This window comes from Burkholderia sp. AU31624, from assembly GCF_020420065.1.
Classification (GTDB): Bacteria; Pseudomonadota; Gammaproteobacteria; order Burkholderiales; family Burkholderiaceae; genus Burkholderia.
In genome coordinates, this window is the sequence record NZ_JAIZRT010000014.1 from 43,165 (window position 1) to 65,798 (window position 22,634).

Annotated in this window: 20 protein-coding genes; 9 read left to right on the top strand and 11 right to left on the bottom strand. The window is 66.3% G+C overall.

Features of this window, described 5'->3' with window-relative positions:
* Nucleotides 1-114: 114 nt before the first annotated feature.
* Nucleotides 115-648, top strand: a complete 534-nt coding sequence (locus tag LGM89_RS35430) for a class IV adenylate cyclase (RefSeq protein WP_069246759.1) — start codon at nt 115-117, stop codon at nt 646-648.
* 66 nt (nt 649-714) lie between these two features.
* Here the strand turns inward: LGM89_RS35430 and LGM89_RS35435 are convergent, their stop codons facing one another.
* Nucleotides 715-1,200, bottom strand: a complete 486-nt coding sequence (locus LGM89_RS35435) for an Lrp/AsnC family transcriptional regulator (RefSeq protein ID WP_006408082.1) — start codon at nt 1,198-1,200, stop codon at nt 715-717.
* A 139-nt stretch (nt 1,201-1,339) separates the two neighbouring features.
* Here LGM89_RS35435 and phhA point away from each other — a divergent pair, with 139 nt between their 5' ends.
* Both phhA and LGM89_RS35445 read left to right on the top strand, forming a co-directional pair.
* Nucleotides 1,340-2,233 carry a phenylalanine 4-monooxygenase gene (phhA, locus tag LGM89_RS35440; RefSeq protein ID WP_226275580.1) on the top strand — a complete coding sequence of 298 codons (894 nt, stop codon included), beginning with the start codon at nt 1,340-1,342 and terminating at the stop codon, nt 2,231-2,233.
* 175 nt (nt 2,234-2,408) lie between these two features.
* On the top strand, nt 2,409-2,717 hold the full coding sequence (locus LGM89_RS35445) for a 4a-hydroxytetrahydrobiopterin dehydratase (protein ID WP_011350499.1): 309 nt from the start codon (nt 2,409-2,411) through the stop codon (nt 2,715-2,717).
* Nucleotides 2,718-2,809: 92 nt separating this feature from the next.
* Here LGM89_RS35445 and LGM89_RS35450 read toward each other — a convergent pair whose 3' ends face one another.
* Complete coding sequence (locus LGM89_RS35450) at nt 2,810-3,040, bottom strand: DUF3717 domain-containing protein (RefSeq protein WP_089438903.1); 231 nt, start codon at nt 3,038-3,040, stop codon at nt 2,810-2,812.
* 122 nt (nt 3,041-3,162) lie between these two features.
* Here LGM89_RS35450 and LGM89_RS35455 point away from each other — a divergent pair, with 122 nt between their 5' ends.
* Both LGM89_RS35455 and LGM89_RS35460 read left to right on the top strand, forming a co-directional pair.
* Nucleotides 3,163-3,855, top strand: coding sequence for a response regulator transcription factor (locus LGM89_RS35455; protein ID WP_006401494.1), 693 nt, complete (start codon nt 3,163-3,165; stop codon nt 3,853-3,855).
* 118 nt (nt 3,856-3,973) lie between these two features.
* Nucleotides 3,974-5,458 carry a sensor histidine kinase gene (locus LGM89_RS35460; protein ID WP_089424135.1) on the top strand — a complete coding sequence of 495 codons (1,485 nt, stop codon included), beginning with the start codon at nt 3,974-3,976 and terminating at the stop codon, nt 5,456-5,458.
* Nucleotides 5,459-5,605: 147 nt separating this feature from the next.
* On the opposite strand, the gene LGM89_RS35465 is transcribed toward LGM89_RS35460, so the two are convergent.
* The 7 genes from LGM89_RS35465 to mnmC all read right to left on the bottom strand — a co-directional run bounded on the left by LGM89_RS35465 (nt 5,606) and on the right by mnmC (nt 14,493).
* A complete protein-coding gene (locus LGM89_RS35465; RefSeq protein ID WP_089424134.1) occupies nt 5,606-6,136 on the bottom strand; it encodes an SET domain-containing protein in 531 nt (176 codons plus the stop codon).
* Between the two features lie 180 nt (nt 6,137-6,316).
* Nucleotides 6,317-7,429, bottom strand: coding sequence for an NADH:flavin oxidoreductase/NADH oxidase (locus LGM89_RS35470; RefSeq protein WP_226275582.1), 1,113 nt, complete (start codon nt 7,427-7,429; stop codon nt 6,317-6,319).
* A gap of 215 nt (nt 7,430-7,644) precedes the next feature.
* Nucleotides 7,645-8,355, bottom strand: coding sequence for a glutamine amidotransferase (locus LGM89_RS35475; RefSeq protein WP_226275583.1), 711 nt, complete (start codon nt 8,353-8,355; stop codon nt 7,645-7,647).
* A 28-nt stretch (nt 8,356-8,383) separates the two neighbouring features.
* Entirely contained in the window at nt 8,384-9,022 is a 639-nt protein-coding gene (locus LGM89_RS35480; RefSeq protein ID WP_027788730.1) for a MarR family winged helix-turn-helix transcriptional regulator, read from the bottom strand.
* Nucleotides 9,023-9,530: 508 nt separating this feature from the next.
* A complete protein-coding gene (locus LGM89_RS35485) occupies nt 9,531-10,646 on the bottom strand; it encodes a YbdK family carboxylate-amine ligase (protein ID WP_006490006.1) in 1,116 nt (371 codons plus the stop codon).
* 14 nt (nt 10,647-10,660) lie between these two features.
* Nucleotides 10,661-11,875 (bottom strand): cation:proton antiporter, encoded by a 1,215-nt coding sequence (locus tag LGM89_RS35490; RefSeq protein WP_089424132.1) that lies wholly within the window; start codon nt 11,873-11,875, stop codon nt 10,661-10,663.
* Nucleotides 11,876-12,546: 671 nt separating this feature from the next.
* Nucleotides 12,547-14,493, bottom strand: coding sequence for a bifunctional tRNA (5-methylaminomethyl-2-thiouridine)(34)-methyltransferase MnmD/FAD-dependent 5-carboxymethylaminomethyl-2-thiouridine(34) oxidoreductase MnmC (gene mnmC, locus LGM89_RS35495; protein WP_226275584.1), 1,947 nt, complete (start codon nt 14,491-14,493; stop codon nt 12,547-12,549).
* 388 nt (nt 14,494-14,881) lie between these two features.
* Between mnmC and LGM89_RS35500 the strand changes: the two genes are divergently transcribed.
* On the top strand, nt 14,882-15,160 hold the full coding sequence (locus LGM89_RS35500) for an HU family DNA-binding protein (RefSeq protein WP_006401505.1): 279 nt from the start codon (nt 14,882-14,884) through the stop codon (nt 15,158-15,160).
* Between the two features lie 118 nt (nt 15,161-15,278).
* Here the strand turns inward: LGM89_RS35500 and LGM89_RS35505 are convergent, their stop codons facing one another.
* Together LGM89_RS35505 and LGM89_RS35510 are read right to left on the bottom strand one after the other, a co-directional pair.
* On the bottom strand, nt 15,279-16,592 hold the full coding sequence (locus LGM89_RS35505; protein ID WP_226275585.1) for a GTP-binding protein: 1,314 nt from the start codon (nt 16,590-16,592) through the stop codon (nt 15,279-15,281).
* Nucleotides 16,593-16,751: 159 nt separating this feature from the next.
* Complete coding sequence (locus LGM89_RS35510; RefSeq protein WP_089483164.1) at nt 16,752-17,201, bottom strand: lytic transglycosylase domain-containing protein; 450 nt, start codon at nt 17,199-17,201, stop codon at nt 16,752-16,754.
* A gap of 366 nt (nt 17,202-17,567) precedes the next feature.
* Between LGM89_RS35510 and gspD the strand changes: the two genes are divergently transcribed.
* Genes gspD through gspF form a run of 3 tightly spaced genes read left to right on the top strand, consistent with a single transcriptional unit; the run spans nt 17,568 to nt 22,628 of the window.
* Entirely contained in the window at nt 17,568-19,910 is a 2,343-nt protein-coding gene (gspD, locus tag LGM89_RS35515; RefSeq protein ID WP_226275586.1) for a type II secretion system secretin GspD, read from the top strand.
* On the top strand, nt 19,907-21,406 hold the full coding sequence (gspE, locus tag LGM89_RS35520) for a type II secretion system ATPase GspE (protein WP_089438895.1): 1,500 nt from the start codon (nt 19,907-19,909) through the stop codon (nt 21,404-21,406). Before gspD ends, gspE begins: the two co-directional genes overlap by 4 nt.
* Before the next feature lie 4 nt (nt 21,407-21,410).
* A complete protein-coding gene (gene gspF, locus LGM89_RS35525; protein ID WP_039351519.1) occupies nt 21,411-22,628 on the top strand; it encodes a type II secretion system inner membrane protein GspF in 1,218 nt (405 codons plus the stop codon).
* The last annotated feature ends 6 nt before the right edge of the window (nt 22,629-22,634 follow it).

The window sequence follows — 22,634 nt, forward strand, 5'->3', positions numbered from 1 at the left end:
AACCTCCCGGCCGCGGCGTGTCGCCGCGTCCCGCCGGTCGTCACGCCACCTTCGCGGGCTTTTTGCTAGATTGTGCGTTCGCACACCGCGAGACCCCGATTGAAGGAGACCCGCATGGCCCGCAACATCGAGATCAAAGCCCGCGCCCGCGAATTCGACCAGCTGCGCGAACAGGCGGCCAGGCTCGCGACCGAAGCGCCGCTGTTCTATCGCCAGCAGGATTTCTTCTATGACGTGCCGCGCGGCCGGCTCAAGCTGCGCCGCTTCGAGGATGGCACGCCGGCCGAACTGATCTTCTACCAGCGCGACGACCGCGACGGCCCGAAGGCGTCGTACTACACGCGCAGCCCGGTGACGAACCCCGACGCGATGCACGCGCTGCTCGCCACCGCGCTGACCACGCGCGGCATCGTGACGAAGGAGCGGCACGTGTACCTCGCGGGCCGCACGCGCATCCACCTCGACCGCGTCGACGGCCTCGGCGATTTCATCGAACTGGAAGTCGTGCTCGGCCCCGATGACGACGAAGCCGGTGGCGAAGCAGAAGCACACGACGTGTTCGCGAAGCTCGGCGTGTCGCAGGACGACCTCGTCGCCGTCGCGTATGTCGACCTGCTGAACGCCGACACGCCGCACGAAGCGGCCTGATCCGGCCCTGCCCCGAGGCGGCGCAACCCGCGCCGCCTTCACCCTTGCCGCCGCGCGGTGGCCGCGTCAGGCGGCGCCGGGCGCCAGGTGCGCGAGCGGCAGCGCGCCGTTGCGCTTGAAGGTCGTCAGCACGATGTTCGAGCGCACGCTGTCGACACCTGGCACGCGCATCAGCTTCTTCATCACGAACTGCGACAGCGCGTTCAGGTCGGGCGCGACGATCCGCAGCAGATAGTCGGCATCGCCCACCACCGCATGGCATTCGAGTACCTCGGGCAGCACGTCGATCTGCTGCTGGAACTGCTCGATGATCGAGTCGCCGTGGTGCTTGAGCTTGAGGCTCGTGAACGCGGTGACGCCGAGCCCGAGTTTTTCCGGGCGCAACATCACGCGGTAGCCTTCGATCACGCCGGCCGCCTCGAGCCGCTGCAGCCGCCGGCCGATCTGCGACGGCGACAGCGGCACCTCCTCGCCGAGCTGCTGATGCGTCGCGCGGCCGAAGCGCTGCAGCACGTCCAGCAGCGCGAGATCGAAGTGATCGAGTTCCAGCATGAGCATTCTCCGCATTGATTCGTGATTTGATGCGCGATTATCGCATCATCGAGCAAATCAACGCCAACTATGCGCCCATTCCGCGCGCAGCCCGCTCTACACTTGCATGGTTCCCAACCGCCACGTGCAGAGCCAGATCATGTCCACCGTCGTCACCGCGAAACTGCAGGAGCAGTTCGATGCGGGCCTCGAAACCCGCGCCGATTTCACCATCGACCAGCCGCTCGCGCGTTACGGCCAGGTCGACCACGCGGTGTGGAAGCAGCTCTATGCACGCCAGTCGGCGCTGCTGCGCGGGCGCGCCTGCGACGCGTTCGTCGCGGGGCTCGGGAAGATCGACCTGCCGGCCGATCGCGTGCCGTCGTTCGCCGACGTGAACCGCCAGTTGAAGCCGGCAACGGGCTGGGAGATCGTCGCGGTGCCGGGCCTCGTGCCCGACCGCGTGTTCTTCGAGCATCTCGCGAACCGGCGCTTCCCCGTCACCTGGTGGATGCGCCGTCCCGACCAGCTCGACTACCTGCAGGAACCCGACTGCTTCCACGACCTGTTCGGCCACGTGCCGCTGCTGATCGATCCGGTGTTCGCCGACTACATGCAGGCGTACGGCCGCACCGCGCTCGCGGTCGCCGACGATGAAGCGGCGCTGGCGCGCCTCGCGCGGCTCTACTGGTATACGGTGGAATTCGGGCTGATCCGCGATGCGCGCGGCACGAACGGGCTGTCGATCTATGGCGCCGGGATCGTGTCGAGCAAGGGCGAAAGCCTGTACAGCCTCGAAAGCGTGGCGCCGAACCGGCTCGGCTTCGACCTCGAGCGCGTGATGCGCACGAAGTACCGGATCGACACGTTCCAGAAGACCTACTTCGTGATCGACGATTTCGCGCAGCTGTTCGCGCTCGCCGACGTCGACGGCCGTGCGCTGGCCGACCGGCTGGCGGCGCTGCCCGAGTTCGCGGCCGGCGCGGTGCTCGATACCGATCGCGTGCTGCATCGCGGCACGGGCGACGGCTGGCCCGAGGACGCGGACGCGTGACGCTCGAGGGGGCCGGGACGCACCGCTGGCGGTCTCCCGATGGCCGTCCCCGGATGGCCGTCCCCGGATGCCCGTCGCCGGATGGCCGTCCCACAACTATGAAACAATGACCGATGCCGGCTGCGCCGCGCGGCGCAGCCGCGCGCGGGCGCCGTTACCGACCGAGAGGTGCAAGATGATCCACAAGCTCACATCAGAAGAACGCAAGACCCGGCTCGAAGGCCTGCCGCTCTGGACGGCCGTCCCGGGCCGCGATGCGATCCAGCGCAGCCTGCGCTTCGCCGATTTCAACGAAGCGTTCGGCTTCATGACGCGCGTCGCGATCAAGGCGCAGGAAATGAACCACCATCCGGAATGGTTCAACGTGTACAACCGCGTCGACATCACGCTGTCGACCCACGATGCCGACGGCCTGACCGAACGCGACATCGAACTGGCGCTGTTCATCGACCGTGCCGGCGCGCACGCGCAACCGGCCGCCTGAGGCCTTCCTCTACCGCCGCGCGTCTTTCGATGCGCGGCGCGTCAACTTTTCATTTCGATGAACGTTTTCTAGGATGTAGTCAGCGAAAGCCTTCAGCTTTCCAAGCCATCCTTAAGGCGCACGTAAGTCTCGTACGCATTCCGTGCCTTGGGGTCCAATCCTTCCAGTTGTAGCGCGCTTTGGCGCTGTACAATCAGCAGCGCATACGGCTTGGAAAGCGCGCTGGCCTCTTCGCAGAGTTTGAGTTCGTCGCCGCTCGACGGCGAGCGGGCGCGCCAGAAATTGATCGCGGCTTCTAGGTCGTTGATCGAAATATCGGACATGTTTGGATTTAAACGTTCGCTGGCCGCCATGCTTGATGTCAGGTGTTGCGGCGCCCCTGTGGAAACGGCGTCGTGCTGTCCGCGTGCCTGAACCGCCAACCCATTGTACTTGAGCGAACTTCATGCGACTCCTTCTGATCGAAGACGACCGCCCCATCGCACGCGGTATCCAGAGCAGCCTCGAGCAGGCTGGCTTCACCGTCGACATGGTGCATGACGGCATCTTTGCCGAACAGGCGCTGGCACAGAACCGCCACGAACTCGTGATCCTCGACCTCGGCCTGCCGGGCATCGACGGGATGACGCTGCTCACGCGCTTTCGCCAGACCAACCGCCACACGCCCGTCATCGTGCTGACCGCACGCGACGAGCTGAACGACCGGATCCAGGGCCTGAACTCCGGCGCCGACGACTACATGCTCAAGCCGTTCGAACCGGCCGAGCTCGAAGCGCGCATCCGTGCGGTGATGCGCCGCAGCGGCCCGCACAGCGACATGCCGCGTCCGGAAGTGTCGCTCGGTGGCGTCCGCCTGTCGGGTGTCGACCGTCGCATCTTCAACGACGACAAGCCGCTCGAACTGTCGCCGCGTGAATTCGCGGTGCTCGAGATGCTGCTGCTGCGTCACGGCCGCGTGGTCAGCAAGGCGCAGCTGCAGGATCACCTCACGCACTTCGGCGGCGATCTCGGCGACACCGCGATCGAAGTCTACGTCCACCGCGTGCGCAAGAAACTCGAGCAGTGCCGTGTCGAAATCGTCACGGTGCGCGGCTTCGGCTACCTGCTGCAGGAAATCCGCCAGACGGCGAGCGTCTGAGCAGCACCGCACGCCGGGCGGCCGCGTGCCGCCCGCGTGTGCGCGCTGCTCCGCGTCGCCGCCCGGCGCACGACCGCGCCGCTCCCCGTGAGCGGCGCTTATCCATTTGCCCGTCGAAATGTCTCCTGATCCGGCTGTGACCACCAGCCTGCGCCGCTCGCTGCTACGGCGCCTCGCCGCCCCGCTGTCGATGCTCGCGCTGATGAGCGGCCTGATCGCCTACTGGCTCGCGTGGCAATACACGCAGCACGTGATCGACCGCTCGCTCGCCGATCTCGCGACCGCCATCTCCAAACAGATCCAGATCGCGGGCCCCGACGCGCCATTCACGGTGCCGCCCCTCGCGCAGGCGATGTTCTCCGATCCCGCCGAAGCGCTGATCTACCGGATCAGCGACGGCGAACAGGAACTCGCCGGCGATCCCAAGCTGCCGCTGCAGGGGATCAACGTGCGTCGCATGCACCACGCGTACGTGTTCGAGGCCGAATACGACAACCGCGCGGTGCGGGTGGCGCAGGTGCGCGTCGACGACGTCGAAGGCGGCAAGCCGATGGTCGTCGAGGTCGCGCAGCCGGTGCGGCACCGCTACCGGATCGCGGCCGAATTCCTCGTCGCGATCATGATGCCGCTGCTGCTGCTGCTGCTCGCGGGCTGGGGCATCGTATGGCGCGTCGTCAACCAGCAGCTCGGCCCGCTCACGCACCTGGCCGATTCGCTGAACCGGCAGACCCACACGTCGCTGGAACCGGTCGACGAAACCGAGGTGCCGCTGGAAATCCGGCCGCTGACGAGCGCGATGAACGCGCTGCTCGGCCGCCTGAAGACCGCGCTCGACGCGCAGCGCAAGTTCATCGCCGATGCCGCGCACCAGTTGCGCACGCCGCTCACCGCCGTGAAGCTGCACGCGGAGCAGGCAGCCGTCGCGCGCGACCCGCACCAGACCTTCGCCGCGGTGCGCGAACTGCGCGCCGCCGCCGACCGCGCGGTGCGGCTGTCCAACCAGTTGCTGTCGCTCGCCCGTGCGGAGCCAGGCGAACAGGCCGCACGATTCGTCGACGTCGACCTCGCGGCGATGGCGTTCGAGACGGGTGCCGAGTGGGTGCCGCGCGCGCTTGCGTCGCATGTCGACCTCGGCTTCCAGCGCACCGACGATCCGGGTGACGACGAGAAGCTGGTCGTGCGCGGCAACCCGGTGCTGTTGCGCGAGGTGATCGCGAACCTGCTCGACAATGCGCTGAAGTACGTGCCGCTCGCGCGGCCGGACGGCGCACGGATCACGGTGAACGTCGCGCGTGGCGCACTCGAGGACGGCCAGCCGGCCGCCGAGATCGTCGTCGAGGACAACGGCCCCGGCGTGCCCGCCAACCAGCAGGCCGACCTGTTCAAGCGCTTCTTCCGCGGCGACGCGCAAAGCGGCAACGGTGTCGAGACGGGCGCCGGGCTCGGCCTCGCGATCGTGCACGACATCATCGCGATGCACGGCGGCACCGTCTCATACGAGGATGCATCGGAAGGCGGCTCGCGCTTCGTAGTGAGGGTGCCGCTGGTTGCGCACACCGAGAAGCCGGCCAGCGAAACACCGGCCGCCGCGTCGACGCACTGAGGAACTGAGAGACTCGCGGCGGGCGGCCGCTGATTGGGCCGCGCGCCGGATGAGGAAGGCGGAAAGCACGGCTGCACGATGCGGCAGCCGTTTGCTGCAACGGCAGCGGCAGCGGCAGCGGCAGCGCACGATGCGCCGCCGCCTGCATCACTTCTTGCTTTTCTTGTCCTTCGACCGGGACTCGGACTTGCCGTCCTTCTTGTCCTTCTTCTTTTTCTTCTTGCCGCCCTCGTCGGACGTCGCGAGCAGCGTGCCGCGGCACGACGCCGCGCCGCAATGGCACGCGTACTCGCGCTTGAGCGTCTTCGTCAGCTTCGCGTCGATCACGAGGCCGTAGTCGTAGAACAATTCCTCTTCCGGCCCGATGTCGCGCAGCGCGTGGATGTACACGCGGCCTTTGACTTCCTCGGCTTCGCAGTTCGGCGCGCACGAGTGGTTGATCCAGCGCGCGCTGTTGCCGTCGATCTTGCCGTCGATCACCCCGCCCTCGTCCAGTGCGAAGTAAAACGTATGGTTCGGTTCGCTCGGGTCGTGCGGGTGGCGGCGCAGCGCTTCCTTCCACGAAATTCGCTCGCCCTTGTATTCCACTACGCGCTCGCCGGCCTTGATCGGCGCCACGGCGAACACGCCCTTGCCGTGTACTCCCGAGCGGCGCACCGCGATCCTGCGTGAACTCATCGAACGAATCCTTGTGAAGACGACTTGAATGGAAGACGGCCGTGGTCACGGCCTGGCGTCGCGCAAAACGAAAACGCGGCACCGGTGGGTGCCGCGTCGGGGCATGCGGCGAATCACCCGCATCCTACACGTTCACGATTGCTTCGTTCAACATCACACGCAATATTGCGCGCGCGGCGCTCAACGCTGGCCGAATGCGATGTCGCCGAACAACGCCTTGTGCTCGCGCGGCTGCGAGCGCCAGTATTGCGGTGGCGCCGTCACCTGCGCGCCGAGCTCGGCCGCCGCATGCCACGGCCAGCGCGGGTCGTACAGCATCGCACGCGCCATCGCGACGAAATCGGCATCGCCGGCCTCGATGAGCCGGTTCGCATGCGCGGGCTCGTTGATCAGGCCGACGGCGATCGTCGGCATGCCGACCGCGCGCTTCACCGCCTGCGCGAACGGCACCTGGTAGCCGGGCGACGGCGGAATCTTCTGCAGCGGCGACACGCCGCCGGACGACACGTCGATCCAGTCGCAGCCGCGGCGCTTCAGTTCGTGCGCGAACGCGATCGTATCGTCGAGCTCCCAGCCGCCTTCGACCCAGTCGGTCGCGGACACGCGCACACCGACCGGCCGGTCTTCCGGAAACGCCGCGCGCACGATCTCGAAGATCTCGAGCGGAAAGCGCATGCGGTTTTCGAGCGAGCCGCCGTATTCGTCGGTGCGCTGGTTCGCGAGCGGCGACAGGAACTGGTGCAGCAGGTAGCCGTGGGCCGCGTGCACCTCGATCGCGTCGATGCCGAGCCGTGCGGCCCGCTTCGCCGACGCCGCGAACGCTTCGCGGATCCGGTTCAGGCCCGCGGCATCGAGTGCGAGCGGCGGCGTCTCGCCATCCTTGTGCGGCACGGCAGACGGCGCATGCGGCAACCAGCCGCCGTCGGCGACGGACACGAGCTGACCGCCCTGCCACGGCACGTTGCTCGACGCCTTGCGCCCCGCATGCGACAACTGCATCGCGATACGGACCGGCGAATGCTTGCGGATCGCGGCCAGCACGGGCTTCAACGCGGCTTCGGTCGCGTCGTCCCAGAGGCCGAGGTCGCCATGCGTGATGCGCCCGTCGGGTTCCACCGCGGTCGCCTCGATGCAGAGCAGCCCCGCGCCCGACAGCGCGAGATGGCCGAGGTGAATCATGTGCCAGTCGGTCGCTTCACCGCGGTCGGCCGAATACTGGCACATCGGGGAGATCACGATCCGGTTCGGAAGGGTCACGCCGCGCAGCGTGAACGGGGAAAACAGCGCAGTCATGGAAGCCGCTCGCCAGGAAGGGAAAGAGCGAACGAGCGTAGCACGCAGGCGACAAGCGTGCAGATGGCGCGTTCGGCAGTAAGCGGATGGTCAGGTACGGCGCGCGGCAGGTTGCCGGCAATGGAGAAAAGGCGGCGCATACGGCGAGGCGCCGGCCTGCAACGAATGCGGGCCGGGCATCCTGTTCGCGGCGAGCGGCGGCGCCGCTGGCGGCGTCATAGTCCGACGCTGTCGAGCCACTCCGCGAACATGCGTCGCGCGGCCGCCTCGAGCGCGGGGCCGTGTTGAGCGGTATCGGCGCGCAACTGGCACGCGTCGATGCCGGGCGTCGCCGCGATTTCGCCGGCGTTCGCGATCAGCCACGGTTCGAAACGGTCGGTGCGGATTTCCGGATGGCATTGCAGCGCCAGCACGTGCCGGCCCCAGGCGAATGCCTGGTGACGGCAGGCCGGGGTCGACGCAAGATGAATCGCGCCGCCCGGCAGGTCGAACGTGTCGCCATGCCAGTGCAGCATCGACGTCGCCGCACCATCGAGATGGCGCAGCGGCGACGCGCGACCGGCATCGGTGAGCGTCAGCGGCGTCCAGCCGAGTTCGTGCTGGGCTGCCGGATAGACGCGCGCACCGAGCGCCCGGGCGATGAACTGCGAACCGAGACAGATCCCGAGGATCGGCAACCCGGCATCGATGCGCTTGCGCACGAGCGCCGCGAGCGGCGCGATCGTCGGATACTGCGCATCGTCGTACACGCTGAGCGGCCCGCCGAGTACGACGAGGAGCGACGGCTCGAGTACGTCGAGCACTTCGACCCGCGACGACCCGACGTCGACGTAGCGCACCCGCCGGCCCCGTTCGCCGAGCACCTGCTCGAAGCTCCCGAGATCCTCGAAATGCACGTGGCGGATCGCCACGACTTCAGCGTTCATCATCGGCCTCCCGGTCGATCGACGGACGTCAGCCGGCGAAAATCTTCCAGGTCTTCTTCTGCGTCGCCGCGTCGGCCTCTTCCTGCACCGAGCAGTCGAGACGCAGATCGCTGTCGGACATCGAGATGTCAAGCGCCGCGCAGTGATGCACGGTCTTCTTCGACAGCTTGCCCGGCTGGAAGTGAGCGCACGTCAGGCACATGCGCTGCGGCGGCGTCGCACCGGCCACCTGCAGTTCGCGCAGCGTCTTCAGCAGTGCGCGATACAGTGCGCCCTGCTCGTCCGCGCCGAGCTTGCCGACCGCTTTCGTCAGGAATTCAGGCCATTGCAGCGCCTTCTTCGCGGCCGTCCGGCCACGGGCCGACAGGCGCACGGCCAGTGCGCGGCCGTCGTCCAGCGCACGGCGCTTCTCGACGAGACCCTTCGTTTCGAGCGTGCTCACCGCATCGCTCGTGGTCGCCGCGGTCAGCTGCGTCTCGCGCGCGATCTCGCCGAGCCGCATCGGGCCCTTGCGCTGCAGCAGCAGCACGAGAATCTCGCCCTGCGTCGGCGTGAGGCCTGCGCCTTCCGCCCAATCCCATGCCTGGCTTCGCATGGCCGTACTCAACCGCAGCAGGCTGTGGGTCACACGTCCCGAAGCCTGATTCCCGTAAACGCCTTCGCTCATAGTCTTTTCGCTTTGCCGCCGCCCGGTTTGCCGAGCGGCCGTAGTGTGGAGATCGAATGTCTATCTCAAAACAGACATGCTCTTGCGAGTATGTCAGCACGGCCGTCGCGAGGGCACACGCGGCGGTCGCGTTCGCGGCGACCGGTAAGACACTCGACGTTCCGGTGTCCGCAAAGCCGACATTCTAAGCGAGAGCGGAAAATCGCACAGCTAAGTTATCCCCTTCATTCTGTGGAAAATCACTGGATAACCAAGATTTTTCGTTGTGCCAGCAATGTCGAACGACCGCCAAGCGGTGCGCCGGGGCATTTTCCTGTTCGGATCGGCCATCGGGTCAACCGCAATGATCCACCGGGTTATCCCGTGCACAGATCGTTGACTTTGCAGCGGAATATCAGGTTATCCACAGATTTTCAGGACAACCGGCAACGATTTCGGCGGCAATCGGGGCCGCCGGCCGTTCAGTGAATCGCGACTCGGTCGACCCCGTAATCTGCAAAACATTTTTTCACTCGCGCCAACGTAAGCACTGCTGGCGGACCGTCTCATTGAGCGATTTTTCCTGTTTGAAAACGGTTCTCAACCACGATGCGTCGTTCACGCGCGCCTTCGCGAGCGCGCCGATCTCGTCGAGCGCCGCGCGCGAACCGAGCGCGGCCGCATGCGGCGCGATCCGGTCGAGCGTGTCGAGGATGTCTTCGGCGATCGTGCGGCGCTCACCCGTCTGAGGATTCACGCAGGTGCCCTCGAGCCCGAAGCGGCACGCCTCGAAACGGTTGAACGTGTACACGAGGTAGTCGTCCTCGGACAGCTTCAGCGGCCGGTCGGTCAGCAGGTAGCGCGCGAGCGTCTGGATGTAGCAGGCGATCGCCGCCGCGCGGTCGACCGACAGCGGCGTGTCCATCACGCGCACCTCGATCGTCCCGTAGCCGGGCTTCGGCCGGATGTCCCAGTAGAAGTCCTTCATCGAGTTGACGACGCCGGTGTTCACCATCTTCGTGAAGTACTCCTCGAAGCTGTCCCAGGTCAGCACGAACGGCGCGCGGCCCGACAGCGGGAACGCGAACACCGAATTCAGGCGTGCCGAATGGAAGCCGGTGTCGACGTTCTGCACGAACGGCGACGACGCGGACAGCGCGATGAAGTGCGGAATGAAGCGCGACATCGAGTGCAGCAGGAACAACGCGCTGTCGGGATCGGGGCAGCCGATGTGCACGTGCTGGCCGAACACGGTGAACTGCTTGGCGAGATAGCCGTACAGCTCGGAGATGTACTGGAAGCGCGGCGCATCGTAGATCTGCCGGTCGCTCCATTGCTGGAACGCATGCGTGCCGCCGCCGGCCAGCCCGACGTTGAGCTGGTCGGCCGCCTTCACGAGCACGTCGCGGATCGCATGCAGCTCGCTCACCGCCTGCTCGTGCGAATGGCAGATGCCGGTCGACAGCTCGATCATGCTCTCGGTGATTTCCGGCGTGATGTTGCCCGGGAAGGTCTCGCCCTGGATCAGGCGCATCAGGTCGGAGGCCGCTTTGGTCAGGTCGTAGTTGTGCGTGTTGACGACCTGGATCTCCAGTTCGACGCCGAACGTAAACGGCTCGGAATTGACGAAGGTTTCGAGTGCCATGGCAGGTTCCGGAATCAGTTGCCGTCGCTGCGTTCACCGACCGCCGACAGGCAGCGGTATACGATGAACGGGCTGACGAGCTGCAGGATCACGATCGTGCACATCACGATCGCGCGCAGGTGCGGGTCGAAATTCGGATAGAGCTGGTACGTGTCGTCGACGAGCAGGTACGACAGCGCGGACATCGGCGTGAGCGCGATGCCGAGCGCGACGCCCTGCTTCATGCCGATGCCGCTCGGCTTCGCGAACGCGACGACGCCGGCCAGCTTCGCGACGAGCCGCGTGACGATCAGCACGATCGCGAGCAGCCCGCCGAGCGCGATGTCGCCCCACGTGAACGACGTGAGCGTGAGCACGAACAGCGTGACCGTCAGCAGCCAGCCGGCCGTGCCGAAGTGCTCGGGCCACAGTTGCGGGCGCGCCTCGAGGTTCTTCACGATGATGCCCGCGAGCAGCAGCGTGAGCAGCGTCGACAGCTTCAGCGCCTGGGCGACGGCGATCGCGAGCATCACGAGCCCGAACAACGCGACGAACGAATGCTCGTCGCGCATCGTCGCGGTCATGTGGCGGAACAGGTAGTTGCACGAACGCGCGACGACATACGCGACGATGAACGACCCCGCGAGCAGGTAGAGCGGCTGCAGGATCGTCGCGAAAACGTTGCCGTACGCTTCCTGGTGGAGCCAGCTCGTCACGAGCTTGGTCAGCACGATCGCATAGACGCTGTTGAGCGCGGTGAGCGTGATGAGGCGTTGCGACACCTGCCCTTCCGCGCGCAGTTCGGTCTTCAACTGGATCACCATCGATGGCGACGTCGCGATCGCGATCGCCGACAGCACCAACGCGACCATCCCCGACACCCCGAGCGCGAGCATCACGAACAGCACCAGCACGAACGTCAGCGTGGCTTCGGCGAGGCTCGACGCGACGAGCCACGGATTGCGCCGGATCCAGCGCAGGTCGAGACGGCTGCCGAGCTCGAACAGCAAGAGGCCGAGCGCGACGTCGATCAGCAACCGCGAGGTTTCGTCGGTGCTTGCATCGATCACGCCGAAGCCGAACGACCCGGCGATGAGACCGATTACCGCATAGCCGGTGATGCGGGGCAGACGCCATGCGCGATAGCAAAGCTCGCCACACAGGCCGGCCGCGAACAACGCGAGCCCGGCCCAGAACACGGCATCCGGCGTGAGCGGCCAGTTGGGCAGGAATGAGAACGCCGACTTCATCGTGGTGACTTCTCCTTTGGAAGCGACCGCCAGCGACGCGGGGTCAAGCGTCAGAAATGGATGCGCGCCGGCTGGGTATCGCCCCGAATGTGATTGTTGTGTCGACGACGGCGGGACATGGGATCCGCCTTTTCCACCACAGGGCGGAAAGTCGTTCAGGTTGCCGATCTGGATTGTCGGCCTGGTGTGTGAACGGACTGCGCAGTCTCGAAGATTCAGATTCGAAATCGTGCCGACCGTTCCATTGAAGCATGTCCGGCGCCTGGCCGGATGAACGCGAAGGAAACCGATTGTGCCACAGCTTTTTCGGTCTGGAACCCATTGAATCGACTCGCGGCGCTGTGCGGCACCACAGGTCTTTGGTTTCAAAGGTTTACTTGTATATATACGTAGTAGAAGTTAACAAAGGGCGCGCAGTTCTGTGGATAACTTCGATTTACGTCGATAGATCAAGGTGTTGCAGAGCCCATAACCCGTTGCACAGGCTGTTCGTGCACAGAGGTTTGAGTTGAGCAACTTTTGGGCCGCCTCACAGCTGTGCCGAGTTGCCCAGTTTACGTCCACTGTGATTGCACACGAAGTGCGCGCGGATTTCGCGCGGTTATCCACAGCGTCGAGTGGATAACCTTGCGCGAAAAAATCGGGAAACTGTGAGCGGCTCGGCTGAGCGGTCAGCCGGCCTGGCCGACGCGGCGCGCGCGCAATGCGCGGATCAGGAAGCGTGCGGGGTCGACGGCATCGGCAAGTTCGCGTTCGAGCGGCCAAGGCTCGCCTTCGAGTTGCGAGGCGATCAGTTCCGCGCCGAGCGCCGCCCATACGAGGCCGCGCGAGCCGAAGCCGAATGCGCCGTAGAGTCCGGGCATGCGCGGCAGGTCGCGCGCCTGCGCACCGCTCAGCGCGCGGGCATTGGCGATGGCGCCTGCTTCGTCCGCGAGCGGGCCGAGCAGCGGCAGGCGGTCGCCGACGACCCAGCGGAACGCAACGCGGCCGCGCAGTGTGTCGGGATCCGGCAGGTCGCCGATCAGGCCCGGTAGCAGATGCCGTACGCGCTCGATGTTTTCGAGGTGACCGGCCGCACGCATCGCGGGATCGACGTCGTCGGGTTCGAACGTGGCGCCGATCAGCAGCGTGCCGTCGTCGAGCGGCACCGCGTAACCGTCGCCGATCGTCGGGCACGGCAGCGGTGCCGTGCTGCCCGCCGGCAGCAACGTGAGCTGGCCGCGCACCGGCTGCAGCGCGACATGCTGCAGCCCGGCGAGACGCGCGGCATCGCCGGCATTCGCGAGCACGACGACGGGCGCTTCTGCCAGCGTGCCGCCCGCATCGTCGAGTGCATGCCATGCGTTGCCCCGCCGTTCGAGTTTGGCAACGCGGGTGGACGCGAGCAAGCGCACGCGCTCGCCAGCCGCCGCATGTTGGGCCGCGCACAGGCCGGCCGGCCAGACGGCGCCGCCATGCGGAAACAGCAGGCCGCCCTGCGCGACCGGCAGCTTCAGATGCGCGCGCGCGGCCTCGACGTCGAGCAGCGAGACATAGTCGGACGGCGCGCCGAACGCATCGAATGCCTCGCGCATCCGTTCGAAGTCGCCGGCCGATTCGGCGAGATGGATCATCCCGTGCGTGCTGCGCGCGAATGCATGGCCTGCGCGTTCGAGTGCCTGCCAGCGTGCGATCGCGTGCAGGAAGCCGCCGCGCGTGAGCCGGCTCGCGACGTTGTCGTCACGTGTCATCAGCGGATGGAATACACCGGCCGGATTGCCCGACGCGTCGCTCGCGATCCGGTCATGTCGCTCGATCAGCGTGACTTCCCAGCCGCGCGCGGCCAGACGTTCGACGACCGCGCAGCCCGCCAGCCCCGCGCCGATCACGATTGCGTGGCGCGTCGCAACGGGCAGTGCGAGCGGCGGCTCGTGCCGGCGCGCGCGCCAGCGCGGCGCATATTCGCCGACGAGCAGATCGTCGACTTCGCGATACGTGAAACCCGATTTGTCGAGCGCATGTTTCAACGCGTCCGAACGCGCATGCGCTGCAAAGGTGGCGTGTTCGCCGGCGATTTTCGAGAGCATGCGGACCACGTCGGCCGATGGGAGCTCCGTGTCGTTCGATGATGCGAGGCCGTCGAGACAGAACGCATCGGCGCGCGCGACGATCTTCCCCAGCATGTCGATCGCATCGCCGAACGCCAGCGTGAGCACCACGCGCCCTTCGTCGAATTCGAGCCGATGAAGGCCCGGCACGCGCATCGGCCACGCGTCGGCAAGGGCATCGACATCCGCCGATATGGTTGTGTCCGCAACGATATGCGAAGCGGCGCGGCGCAGGTCGTCGCGTGAGAACGGATGCGGTTCGACTGCGACGAAATGCAGCCGCTCGCAGCGCGCGGGATCGTCGCGCCAGGCGGCCCAGGCCGCGAGAAAGCTGCCGCCCGCGCCGAATCCGGTCGCCACGATCGTGAACGTGCGGCGGCCCTGCCAGCGCGCCGGCAGCCCGTTGCCCGCGACGAACACGCGATGCGCGAGCGCGCCGGACGCGCCGCGATGGAGCTCGCCGAACTCGGGCGAGACGAGCGTGCCGTCGTCGCGGCGCGCGAGCGTGGCGGGAACAAGTCGGTCGGTCATGCGAAACAAAAAACGTGGCAGCCAAGCCTGGCAAGGGATTGCGCGGGGCCGTCCGACCGGTCGTTGGAAAAAGCCAACGGCGCGGCGCACGGGCGGACCGCGCTGCGTATCCTGTCCGGTTGGCGCTGGTCAAAAAACGGGCAGTCGATGATTCATTCGGCGAAATACCGATGAAAATCTTTGAAACCCTTGTCGTTATTGGGTTTGCGCTGCGCTATCATAGCAACGCCGTACCGCGGGGTGGCCACCGGCTCACCGGAGGGCGCGTCGCGCGGGCCAGGATTCGGCGCTGTGTCGTCGGAGTCTGACTCTCGACGGCACGGTTCGCGCACGTATAATCGGCGCGTTCGCGCTGTTCGTGTCAACCTAACCTGATAAAGGAACCTTAATGAACAAACAGGAACTGATCGACGCCGTCGCCGCCCAAACGGGCGCCAGCAAGGCTCAAACCGGCGAAACGCTGGACACGCTGCTCGAAGTCATCAAGAAGGCCGTGTCGAAGGGTGATGCGGTTCAGCTGATCGGCTTCGGCAGCTTCGGTTCGGGCAAGCGCGCAGCACGTACGGGCCGCAACCCGAAGACCGGCGAAACCATCAAGATCCCGGCAGCCAAGACGGTCAAGTTCACGGCTGGCAAGGCGTTCAAGGACGCCGTCAACAAGCGTTAAACCAGCGCCTGTTCCAAGAAAAACCCGCCTTTCGGCGGGTTTTTTGTTGGGCGCGCGCGGCATTTTCGCCACAGTCCGCGCCCCTCTTGCAAGATTTAACGGTTGTTTTTACAACGCGTTACGCGTGCACGATCTGCGTGTCGCCGTGATCGTCGTCGTCGTGCGAATCGACATCCCACGCCGGGAACGGATCGTCGAACGCGTGCCATCCGGCCGCGCCGAGCGCGAATTCCGCATCGGTCAGCAGGCACGCATCGAGCTTCGCGCGCCAGGCATCCGCGTCGAGCGCGATGCCGATCAGCACGAGTTCCTGCCGGCGATCGCCCACCGCGCGATCGTCGATGTCGCCGTGCCATTCGGCGCGGATTTCACCGAGCAGCTCGTCGTCGTCCGGCCATTCCGCGCGATCCTGCGCCGCCCACCAAAGCCCCGCCGGGCCATGCCGGCATACGCCGCCCGCCTGCGACAGCGAACCCGCGATGTCGTTGCGCGTCGCGAGCCAGAAGAAGCCCTTGCTGCGCAGCACGCCCGGCCACTCCTGATGCAGCAGCGCCCAGAGTCGCGCCGGATGAAACGGCCGGCGCGCGCGGTAAACAAAATTGCCGATCCCGAATTCGTCGGCTTCGCCGTGCACGTGCGCATGATGTTCGTCATGGCAGTCGGGGTCGTCGCAATGCGTGTGATCGTGATCGAGCGACGCGAGCCAGCCCGGAGCGTTCGCGGCCTCGTCGAAATCGAAGCGGCCCGTGTTCAGCACTTCGTCGAGCGGCACGCTGCCGAACGTCGACACGACCTGGTGCGCGCGCGGGTTGAGTCGCGCGAGGATGTGCTGCAGGCGGGCAAGGTCGTCCGCGGCGACGAGGTCGGCCTTGTTGATCACCAGCACGTCGCAGAATTCGATCTGCTCGATCAGCAGCTCGACGAGCGTGCGGTCGTCCTCTTCCGATGCGGCGATGCCGCGCGTCGCGAGCGCATCGTCCGAGCCGTAGTCGCGCAGGAAGTTGTACGCGTCGACCACGGTGACGAGCGTGTCGAGCCGCGCGATGGTCGACAGCGACGTGCCGTCATCGTCGACGAACGTGAAGGTTTCGGCGATCGGCATCGGCTCCGCGATGCCGGTCGATTCGATCATGATCGCGTCGAAGCGCCCTTCGGACGCAAGCGTGCGGATCTCGACGAGCAGGTCGTCGCGCAGCGTGCAGCAGATGCACCCGTTCGACATCTCGACGAGGCGTTCCTCGACGTGCGACAGCGCCTGCGCGTCGCGCACGAGCGACGCATCGATGTTGACCGCCGCGAGATCGTTGACGATCACGGCGACTTTCAGGCCCGCGCGATTCGCGAGGATGTGATTGAGCAGCGTGGTCTTGCCGGCGCCGAGGAAGCCGGACAGCACGGTGACGGGCAACGGCTGGTTCATTGCCGGATTCATAGCGATATGCACCAACGGAAAAATTGAAAAAGCGGCCGCGACGCCCTTCCGGGGCGCGATCGGCCCGCGGACGGGCGAAATTGCGGCGTGAGATCCGCATTGTGCATCAAACGCGCGCCGGCCGGCCGGTACGGCGTCAGGCCGCGCTGCGGCGCGGCGTCACTGCACGGGCGGCAGCAGCTTCCACTGCGTCAGGATGCCGGCGATCTGCCGTGCATACTTGTCGCGCAGCGACGGGGTTTCCGAATGATAGGCGCCGACCGCCTGCCACGTGTTGCCGTAACGGTTCATCTTCTGCTTGAGATGCCACGCGGCAATGTAGACGTTCTTGCACGGCTCCATCAGTGTGTCGCGGCCGATTCCATAGCGCGACAGCGTCGGCAGGTGGATCGAATTGATCTGCATCAGGCCGTAGTCGACCGAGCCGTTCGTGTTCTTGTTCAGCGCGCCGGGCCGGTTGCGCGACTCCTGCCACGCGATTGCACGCAGGATCAGCGGATTGACCTGCTGATATTTAGCGGCCTCGTCGAAACAGTCCGCGCGAGCGTTCGCGCTGGCGAAACATCCGCCGGCGGCGATCAACACGATCGAAACGAACCGTCTGTTCATGGTGCGAAATCGACAAGAAAATGCGTGAAGGTCGGGAAAACCCGTGCCTGTTATTCGTGCGACGAGAATCGTGCCGCCCGTATCATACCGACAGTCCGTCAGCTTGCGACAGTCAGGAATACGGCCGCCCGGTTATACCGCATTTCCGTGTCGGTTCATCGTGAAACGGAAGCGATGGCCGCATGCCGAGAATAATGCCGAATCTTACAGATTGCATACGGTTCGCCGGACACATGTCGTATGTGAGACAGTCCTCGGATCAATGTGATATTTCGGACATGAAAAACTGCTAATGTCGCCTCTTTCGGACTTGGATCCCAGCACTACCGCCGGAAGTGGCCTGAGCCGGCATCGACCCATTCATCCATGACAAGAAATCGCTTCGTTATGCGGCGTGTCGCCACGACTCTGCTCGTCGCCGGCATCATCGTCTCCCAGGCCGCCTACGCTCAGGTCACGCTCAATTTCGTGAATGCGGATATCGACCAGGTCGCCAAGGCGATCGGCGCCGCAACCGGCAAGACCATCATCGTCGACCCTCGTGTGAAGGGGCAGCTCAACCTCGTGGCCGAACGGCCGGTGCCGGAAGACCAGGCGCTGAAGACGCTGCAGTCGGCGCTGCGCATGCAGGGCTTCGCACTCGTGCAGGATCACGGCGTGCTGAAGGTCGTGCCCGAGGCCGACGCGAAACTGCAGGGCGTGCCGACCTACGTCGGCAATGCGCCGCAGGCGCGCGGCGACCAGGTGATCACGCAGGTGTTCGAGCTGCACAACGAATCGGCGAACAACCTGCTGCCCGTGCTGCGGCCGCTGATCTCGCCGAACAACACGGTCACCGCCTACCCGGCGAACAACACGATCGTCGTGACCGACTACGCGGACAACGTGCGGCGCATCGCGCAGATCATCGCCGGCGTGGACAGCGCCGCGGGCGCGCAGGTGCAGGTCGTTGCGCTGCGCAACGCGAACGCGATCGACCTCGCCCAGCAGTTGCAGAAAATGCTTGACCCCGGCGCGATCGGCAACAGCGACGCGACGCTGAAGGTGTCGGTCACGGCCGACCCGCGCACCAACTCGCTGATGCTGCGCGCGTCGAGCGCGTCGCGCCTCGCGGCCGCGAAGCGGCTCGTGCAGCAGCTCGACGCACCGAGCGCGGTGCCCGGCAACATGCACGTCGTGCCGCTGCGCAACGCCGATGCGGTGAAGCTCGCGAAGACGCTGCGCGGGATGCTCGGCAAGGGCAGCGGCAGCGACAGCGGTTCGTCGGCGTCGTCCAACGATGCGAACAGCTTCAACCAGAACGGCGGCTCGTCATCGAGCGGCAACTTCTCGACCGGTACCTCCGGCACCCCGCCGCTGCCGTCGGGCGGCCTCGGCGGCTCGTCTTCGTCGTCATCGTACGGCGGCACGTCCAGCAGCGGCGGGCTCGGCAGTGGCGGCCTGCTCGGCGGCGACAAGGACAAGGGCGACGACAACCAGCCCGGCGGGATGATCCAGGCCGATGCGGCAACCAACTCGCTGATCATCACCGCGTCGGATCCGGTTTACCGGAACCTGCGCTCGGTGATCGACCAGCTCGACGCGCGGCGCGCGCAGGTCTATATCGAGGCGCTGATCGTCGAGCTGAACTCGACGACGCAGGGCAACCTTGGCATCCAGTGGCAGGTGGCGAGCGGCCAGTTTCTCGGCGGCACGAACCTGAACCCCGGGCTGGGCCTGGGCAACAGCATCATCAACCTGACGGCGGGCGGCGTGACCAACGCCGCCGGCGGCATCACCGGTGGCGGGCTGGCCAACAATCTCGGGGCGCTGAGCCAGGGGCTCAACATCGGCTGGCTGCACAACATGTTCGGCGTGCAAGGGCTCGGTGCACTGCTGCAGTATTTCGCGGGCGTAAGCGACGCGAACGTGCTGTCGACACCGAACCTGATCACGCTCGACAACGAGGAAGCGAAGATCGTCGTCGGCCAGAACGTGCCGATCGCGACCGGTTCGTATTCGAACCTGACGAGCGGCAACACGAACAACGCGTTCAATACCTACGATCGCCGCGACGTCGGCCTGACGCTGCACGTGAAGCCGCAGATTACCGACGGCGGGATCCTGAAGCTGCAGCTCTACACCGAGGATTCGGCGGTCGTCGCGGGCACCACGAGCGCGCAGACCGGCCCGACCTTCACGAAGCGCTCGATCCAGTCGACGATCCTGGCCGATAACGGCGAGATCATCGTGCTCGGCGGCCTGATGCAGGACAACTACCAGGTGTCGAACAGCAAGGTGCCGCTGCTCGGCGACATCCCGTGGATCGGCCAGCTGTTCCGTTCCGAATCGAAAGTGCGCGCGAAAACCAACCTGATGGTGTTCCTGCGCCCGGTGATCATCTCCGATCGCAGTACCGCGCAGGAAGTCACGTCCAACCGCTACGACTACATCCAGGGCGTGACGGGGGCGTACAAGTCGGACAACAACGTGATCCGCGACAAGGACGATCCGGTCGTCCCGCCGATGCCGATCGGCCCGAGCCAGGGCGGCACGGCCGCCGGCAACCTGTTCGATCTCGACAAGATGCGTCGCCAGCAGCTGCAGCGCCAGGTGGCGCCGGTGCCGGCCCAGCCGTTGCCGGAAGCGACGCCCGCGCAGCCGCAGAGCGTGCCGCAGCAAGCCGTGCCGCAACAGCCGTTGACGGCCACGCCGGGAGCGTCGCAGTGAGCGACGTGCACGCCTCTTCCACCCACGACGGCGCGCCGGGCGAACGGCAGCCGCCGTCGCCGCTCGCCGCGCGACTGTTGCCGTACGGCTTCGCGAAGAGCGGCCAGGTGCTGATCGCGCACCAGCTCGACGACACGCTCGAGGTGTGGATCAGCGAACGCACGAGTGACGCCGCGCTCGCGGAAATCGCACGCAACTTCGGCTCGATCGCCGTGCATCGCGTGCCGGCCGACGAGCTCGCGCAGGCGATCAACCATGCGTACGCACGCCAGGACGGCAGCGCCGCGCAGGTGGTCGGCGAAGTCGAGGGCGAAGTCGACCTGTCGCGGCTGATGCAGGACATCCCCGAAGTCGAGGATCTGCTCGAATCGGAAGACGACGCGCCGATCATCCGGATGATCAACGCGCTGCTCACGCAAGCGGCACGCGAACAGGCGTCGGACATCCACATCGAGCCGTTCGAGAACGCGTCGGTCGTGCGCTTTCGCGTCGACGGCACGCTGCGCGACGTCGTGCGGCCGAAGAAGGCGCTGCACGGCGCGCTGATCTCGCGGATCAAGATCATGGCGCAGCTCGACATCGCCGAGAAGCGCCTGCCGCAGGACGGCCGCATCACGCTGCGCGTCGGCGGGCGGCCGGTCGACGTCCGGGTATCGACGCTGCCGACCGGGCACGGCGAGCGCGCGGTGCTGCGTCTGCTGGAAAAGGATGCGCAGCGGCTGAACCTCGAGGCGCTCGGGATGGGCCGCGACACGCTCGTGCAGTTCGACAAGCTGATCGCGCGCCCGCACGGCATCGTGCTGGTCACGGGCCCGACGGGTTCGGGCAAGACGACCACGCTGTATGCGTCGATGTCGCGGCTCGAAACCGCGACGACGAACATCATGACCGTCGAGGACCCGATCGAATACGACCTCGGCGGCATCGGCCAGACGCAGGTGAACGAGCGGATCGGGATGACCTTTGCCCGTGCGCTGCGCTCGATCCTGCGCCAGGATCCGGACGTGATCATGATCGGCGAAATCCGCGACCTCGAAACCGCGCAGATCGCGGTGCAGGCGTCGCTGACGGGCCACCTCGTGCTCGCGACGCTGCACACGAACGATGCGGCCTCGGCCGTCACGCGTCTGACCGACATGGGCGTCGAGCCCTACCTGCTCGCGTCGTCGCTGCTCGGCGTGCTCGCGCAGCGGCTGGTGCGGCAGCTCTGCCCCGTCTGCAAGGAAGAGCGCCAGGAAGAAGGCCGCACCGTGTGGCATCCGGTCGGCTGCGACAAGTGCGGGCATTCGGGGTATTCGGGCCGGCGCGGGGTATACGAACTGCTGCTGGTCGACGAGTCGATCCGCTCGCTGATCCACCGCAACGCGGCCGATGCGGAGATCCTCGCCGCGGGCCGGGCGGAAGGGATGCGCACGCTGCGCGACGACGCCGAGCGCTGGCTCGCGTCGGGCGCGACGTCGCTCGAGGAAGTGCTGCGCGTGACGGGAGGCGCATAGCGCGATGCCGGCATTCCGTTTCGAAGCAATCGATTCGGCGGGACGCGCGCAGAAAGGCGTCATCGATGCCGACAGCGCACGCGCCGCGCGCGGGCAGCTGCGTACGCAGGGGCTCACGCCGCTCGTCGTCGAGCCGGCCGCCAGCGCGACGCGCGGGGCGCGGTCGCAGCGGCTCGCGTTCGGCCGCAAGCTGTCGCAGCGCGAACAGGCGATCCTCACGCGCCAGCTCGCGAGCCTGCTGATCGCCGGGCTGCCGCTCGACGAGGCGCTCGGCGTGCTGACCGAGCAGGCCGAGCGCGACTACATCCGTGAACTGATGGCCGCGATCCGCGCCGAGGTGCTCGGTGGTCATTCGCTCGCGAATGCGCTGGGCCAGCATCCGCGCGACTTCCCCGAAATCTACCGCGCGCTCGTCGCCGCGGGCGAGCACACCGGCAAGCTCGGCATCGTGCTGTCGCGCCTGGCCGACTACATCGAGCAGAGCAACGCGTTGAAGCAGAAGATCCTGCTCGCGTTCACGTATCCGGGGATCGTCACGCTGATCGCATTCGGCATCGTCACGTTCCTGCTGAGCTACGTCGTGCCGCAGGTCGTCAACGTGTTCGCGAGCACGAAGCAGCAGCTGCCCGTGCTGACGATCGTGATGATGGCACTGTCGGATTTCGTGCGGCACTGGTGGTGGGCGATCCTGATCGCGGTCGTGCTGATCGTGTGGTTCGTGAAGTCGACACTGTCGCGCGACGGGCCGCGCCTCGCGTTCGACCGCTGGGTGCTCACCGCACCGCTCGCGGGCAAGCTCGTGCGCGGCTACAACACGGTGCGCTTCGCGAGCACGCTCGGCATCCTCACCGCGGCGGGCGTGCCGATCCTGCGCGCGTTGCAGGCGGCCGGCGAGACGCTGTCGAACCGCGCGATGCGCGCGAACATCGACGACGCGATCGTGCGCGTGCGCGAAGGCTCCGCGCTGTCGCGCGCGCTGAACAACGTGAAGACGTTTCCGCCGGTGCTCGTGCACCTGATCCGTTCCGGTGAAGCGACGGGTGACGTGACGACGATGCTGGATCGCGCGGCCGAAGGTGAAGCGCGCGAGCTCGAGCGTCGCACGATGTTCCTGACGAGCCTGCTCGAGCCGCTGTTGATCCTGGCGATGGGGGGCATCGTGCTCGTGATCGTGCTGGCCGTGATGCTGCCGATCATCGAACTGAACAACATGGTGCAATGACGGCCT

Excerpts from the sequence above, each read along its gene's own strand:
- LGM89_RS35430 (WP_069246759.1), top strand. The coding sequence starts at position 115 with ATGGCCCGCAACATCGAGATCAAAGCCCGCGCCCGCGAATTCGACCAG.
- LGM89_RS35435 (WP_006408082.1), bottom strand. The coding sequence starts at position 1,200 with ATGCTGGAACTCGATCACTTCGATCTCGCGCTGCTGGACGTGCTGCAG.
- phhA (WP_226275580.1), top strand. The coding sequence starts at position 1,340 with ATGTCCACCGTCGTCACCGCGAAACTGCAGGAGCAGTTCGATGCGGGC.
- LGM89_RS35445 (WP_011350499.1), top strand. The coding sequence starts at position 2,409 with ATGATCCACAAGCTCACATCAGAAGAACGCAAGACCCGGCTCGAAGGC.
- LGM89_RS35450 (WP_089438903.1), bottom strand. The coding sequence starts at position 3,040 with ATGTCCGATATTTCGATCAACGACCTAGAAGCCGCGATCAATTTCTGG.
- LGM89_RS35455 (WP_006401494.1), top strand. The coding sequence starts at position 3,163 with ATGCGACTCCTTCTGATCGAAGACGACCGCCCCATCGCACGCGGTATC.
- LGM89_RS35460 (WP_089424135.1), top strand. The coding sequence starts at position 3,974 with ATGTCTCCTGATCCGGCTGTGACCACCAGCCTGCGCCGCTCGCTGCTA.
- LGM89_RS35465 (WP_089424134.1), bottom strand. The coding sequence starts at position 6,136 with ATGAGTTCACGCAGGATCGCGGTGCGCCGCTCGGGAGTACACGGCAAG.
- LGM89_RS35470 (WP_226275582.1), bottom strand. The coding sequence starts at position 7,429 with ATGACTGCGCTGTTTTCCCCGTTCACGCTGCGCGGCGTGACCCTTCCG.
- LGM89_RS35475 (WP_226275583.1), bottom strand. The coding sequence starts at position 8,355 with ATGAACGCTGAAGTCGTGGCGATCCGCCACGTGCATTTCGAGGATCTC.
- LGM89_RS35480 (WP_027788730.1), bottom strand. The coding sequence starts at position 9,022 with ATGAGCGAAGGCGTTTACGGGAATCAGGCTTCGGGACGTGTGACCCAC.
- LGM89_RS35485 (WP_006490006.1), bottom strand. The coding sequence starts at position 10,646 with ATGGCACTCGAAACCTTCGTCAATTCCGAGCCGTTTACGTTCGGCGTC.
- LGM89_RS35490 (WP_089424132.1), bottom strand. The coding sequence starts at position 11,875 with ATGAAGTCGGCGTTCTCATTCCTGCCCAACTGGCCGCTCACGCCGGAT.
- mnmC (WP_226275584.1), bottom strand. The coding sequence starts at position 14,493 with ATGACCGACCGACTTGTTCCCGCCACGCTCGCGCGCCGCGACGACGGC.
- LGM89_RS35500 (WP_006401505.1), top strand. The coding sequence starts at position 14,882 with ATGAACAAACAGGAACTGATCGACGCCGTCGCCGCCCAAACGGGCGCC.
- LGM89_RS35505 (WP_226275585.1), bottom strand. The coding sequence starts at position 16,592 with ATGAATCCGGCAATGAACCAGCCGTTGCCCGTCACCGTGCTGTCCGGC.
- LGM89_RS35510 (WP_089483164.1), bottom strand. The coding sequence starts at position 17,201 with ATGAACAGACGGTTCGTTTCGATCGTGTTGATCGCCGCCGGCGGATGT.
- gspD (WP_226275586.1), top strand. The coding sequence starts at position 17,568 with ATGACAAGAAATCGCTTCGTTATGCGGCGTGTCGCCACGACTCTGCTC.
- gspF (WP_039351519.1), top strand. The coding sequence starts at position 21,411 with ATGCCGGCATTCCGTTTCGAAGCAATCGATTCGGCGGGACGCGCGCAG.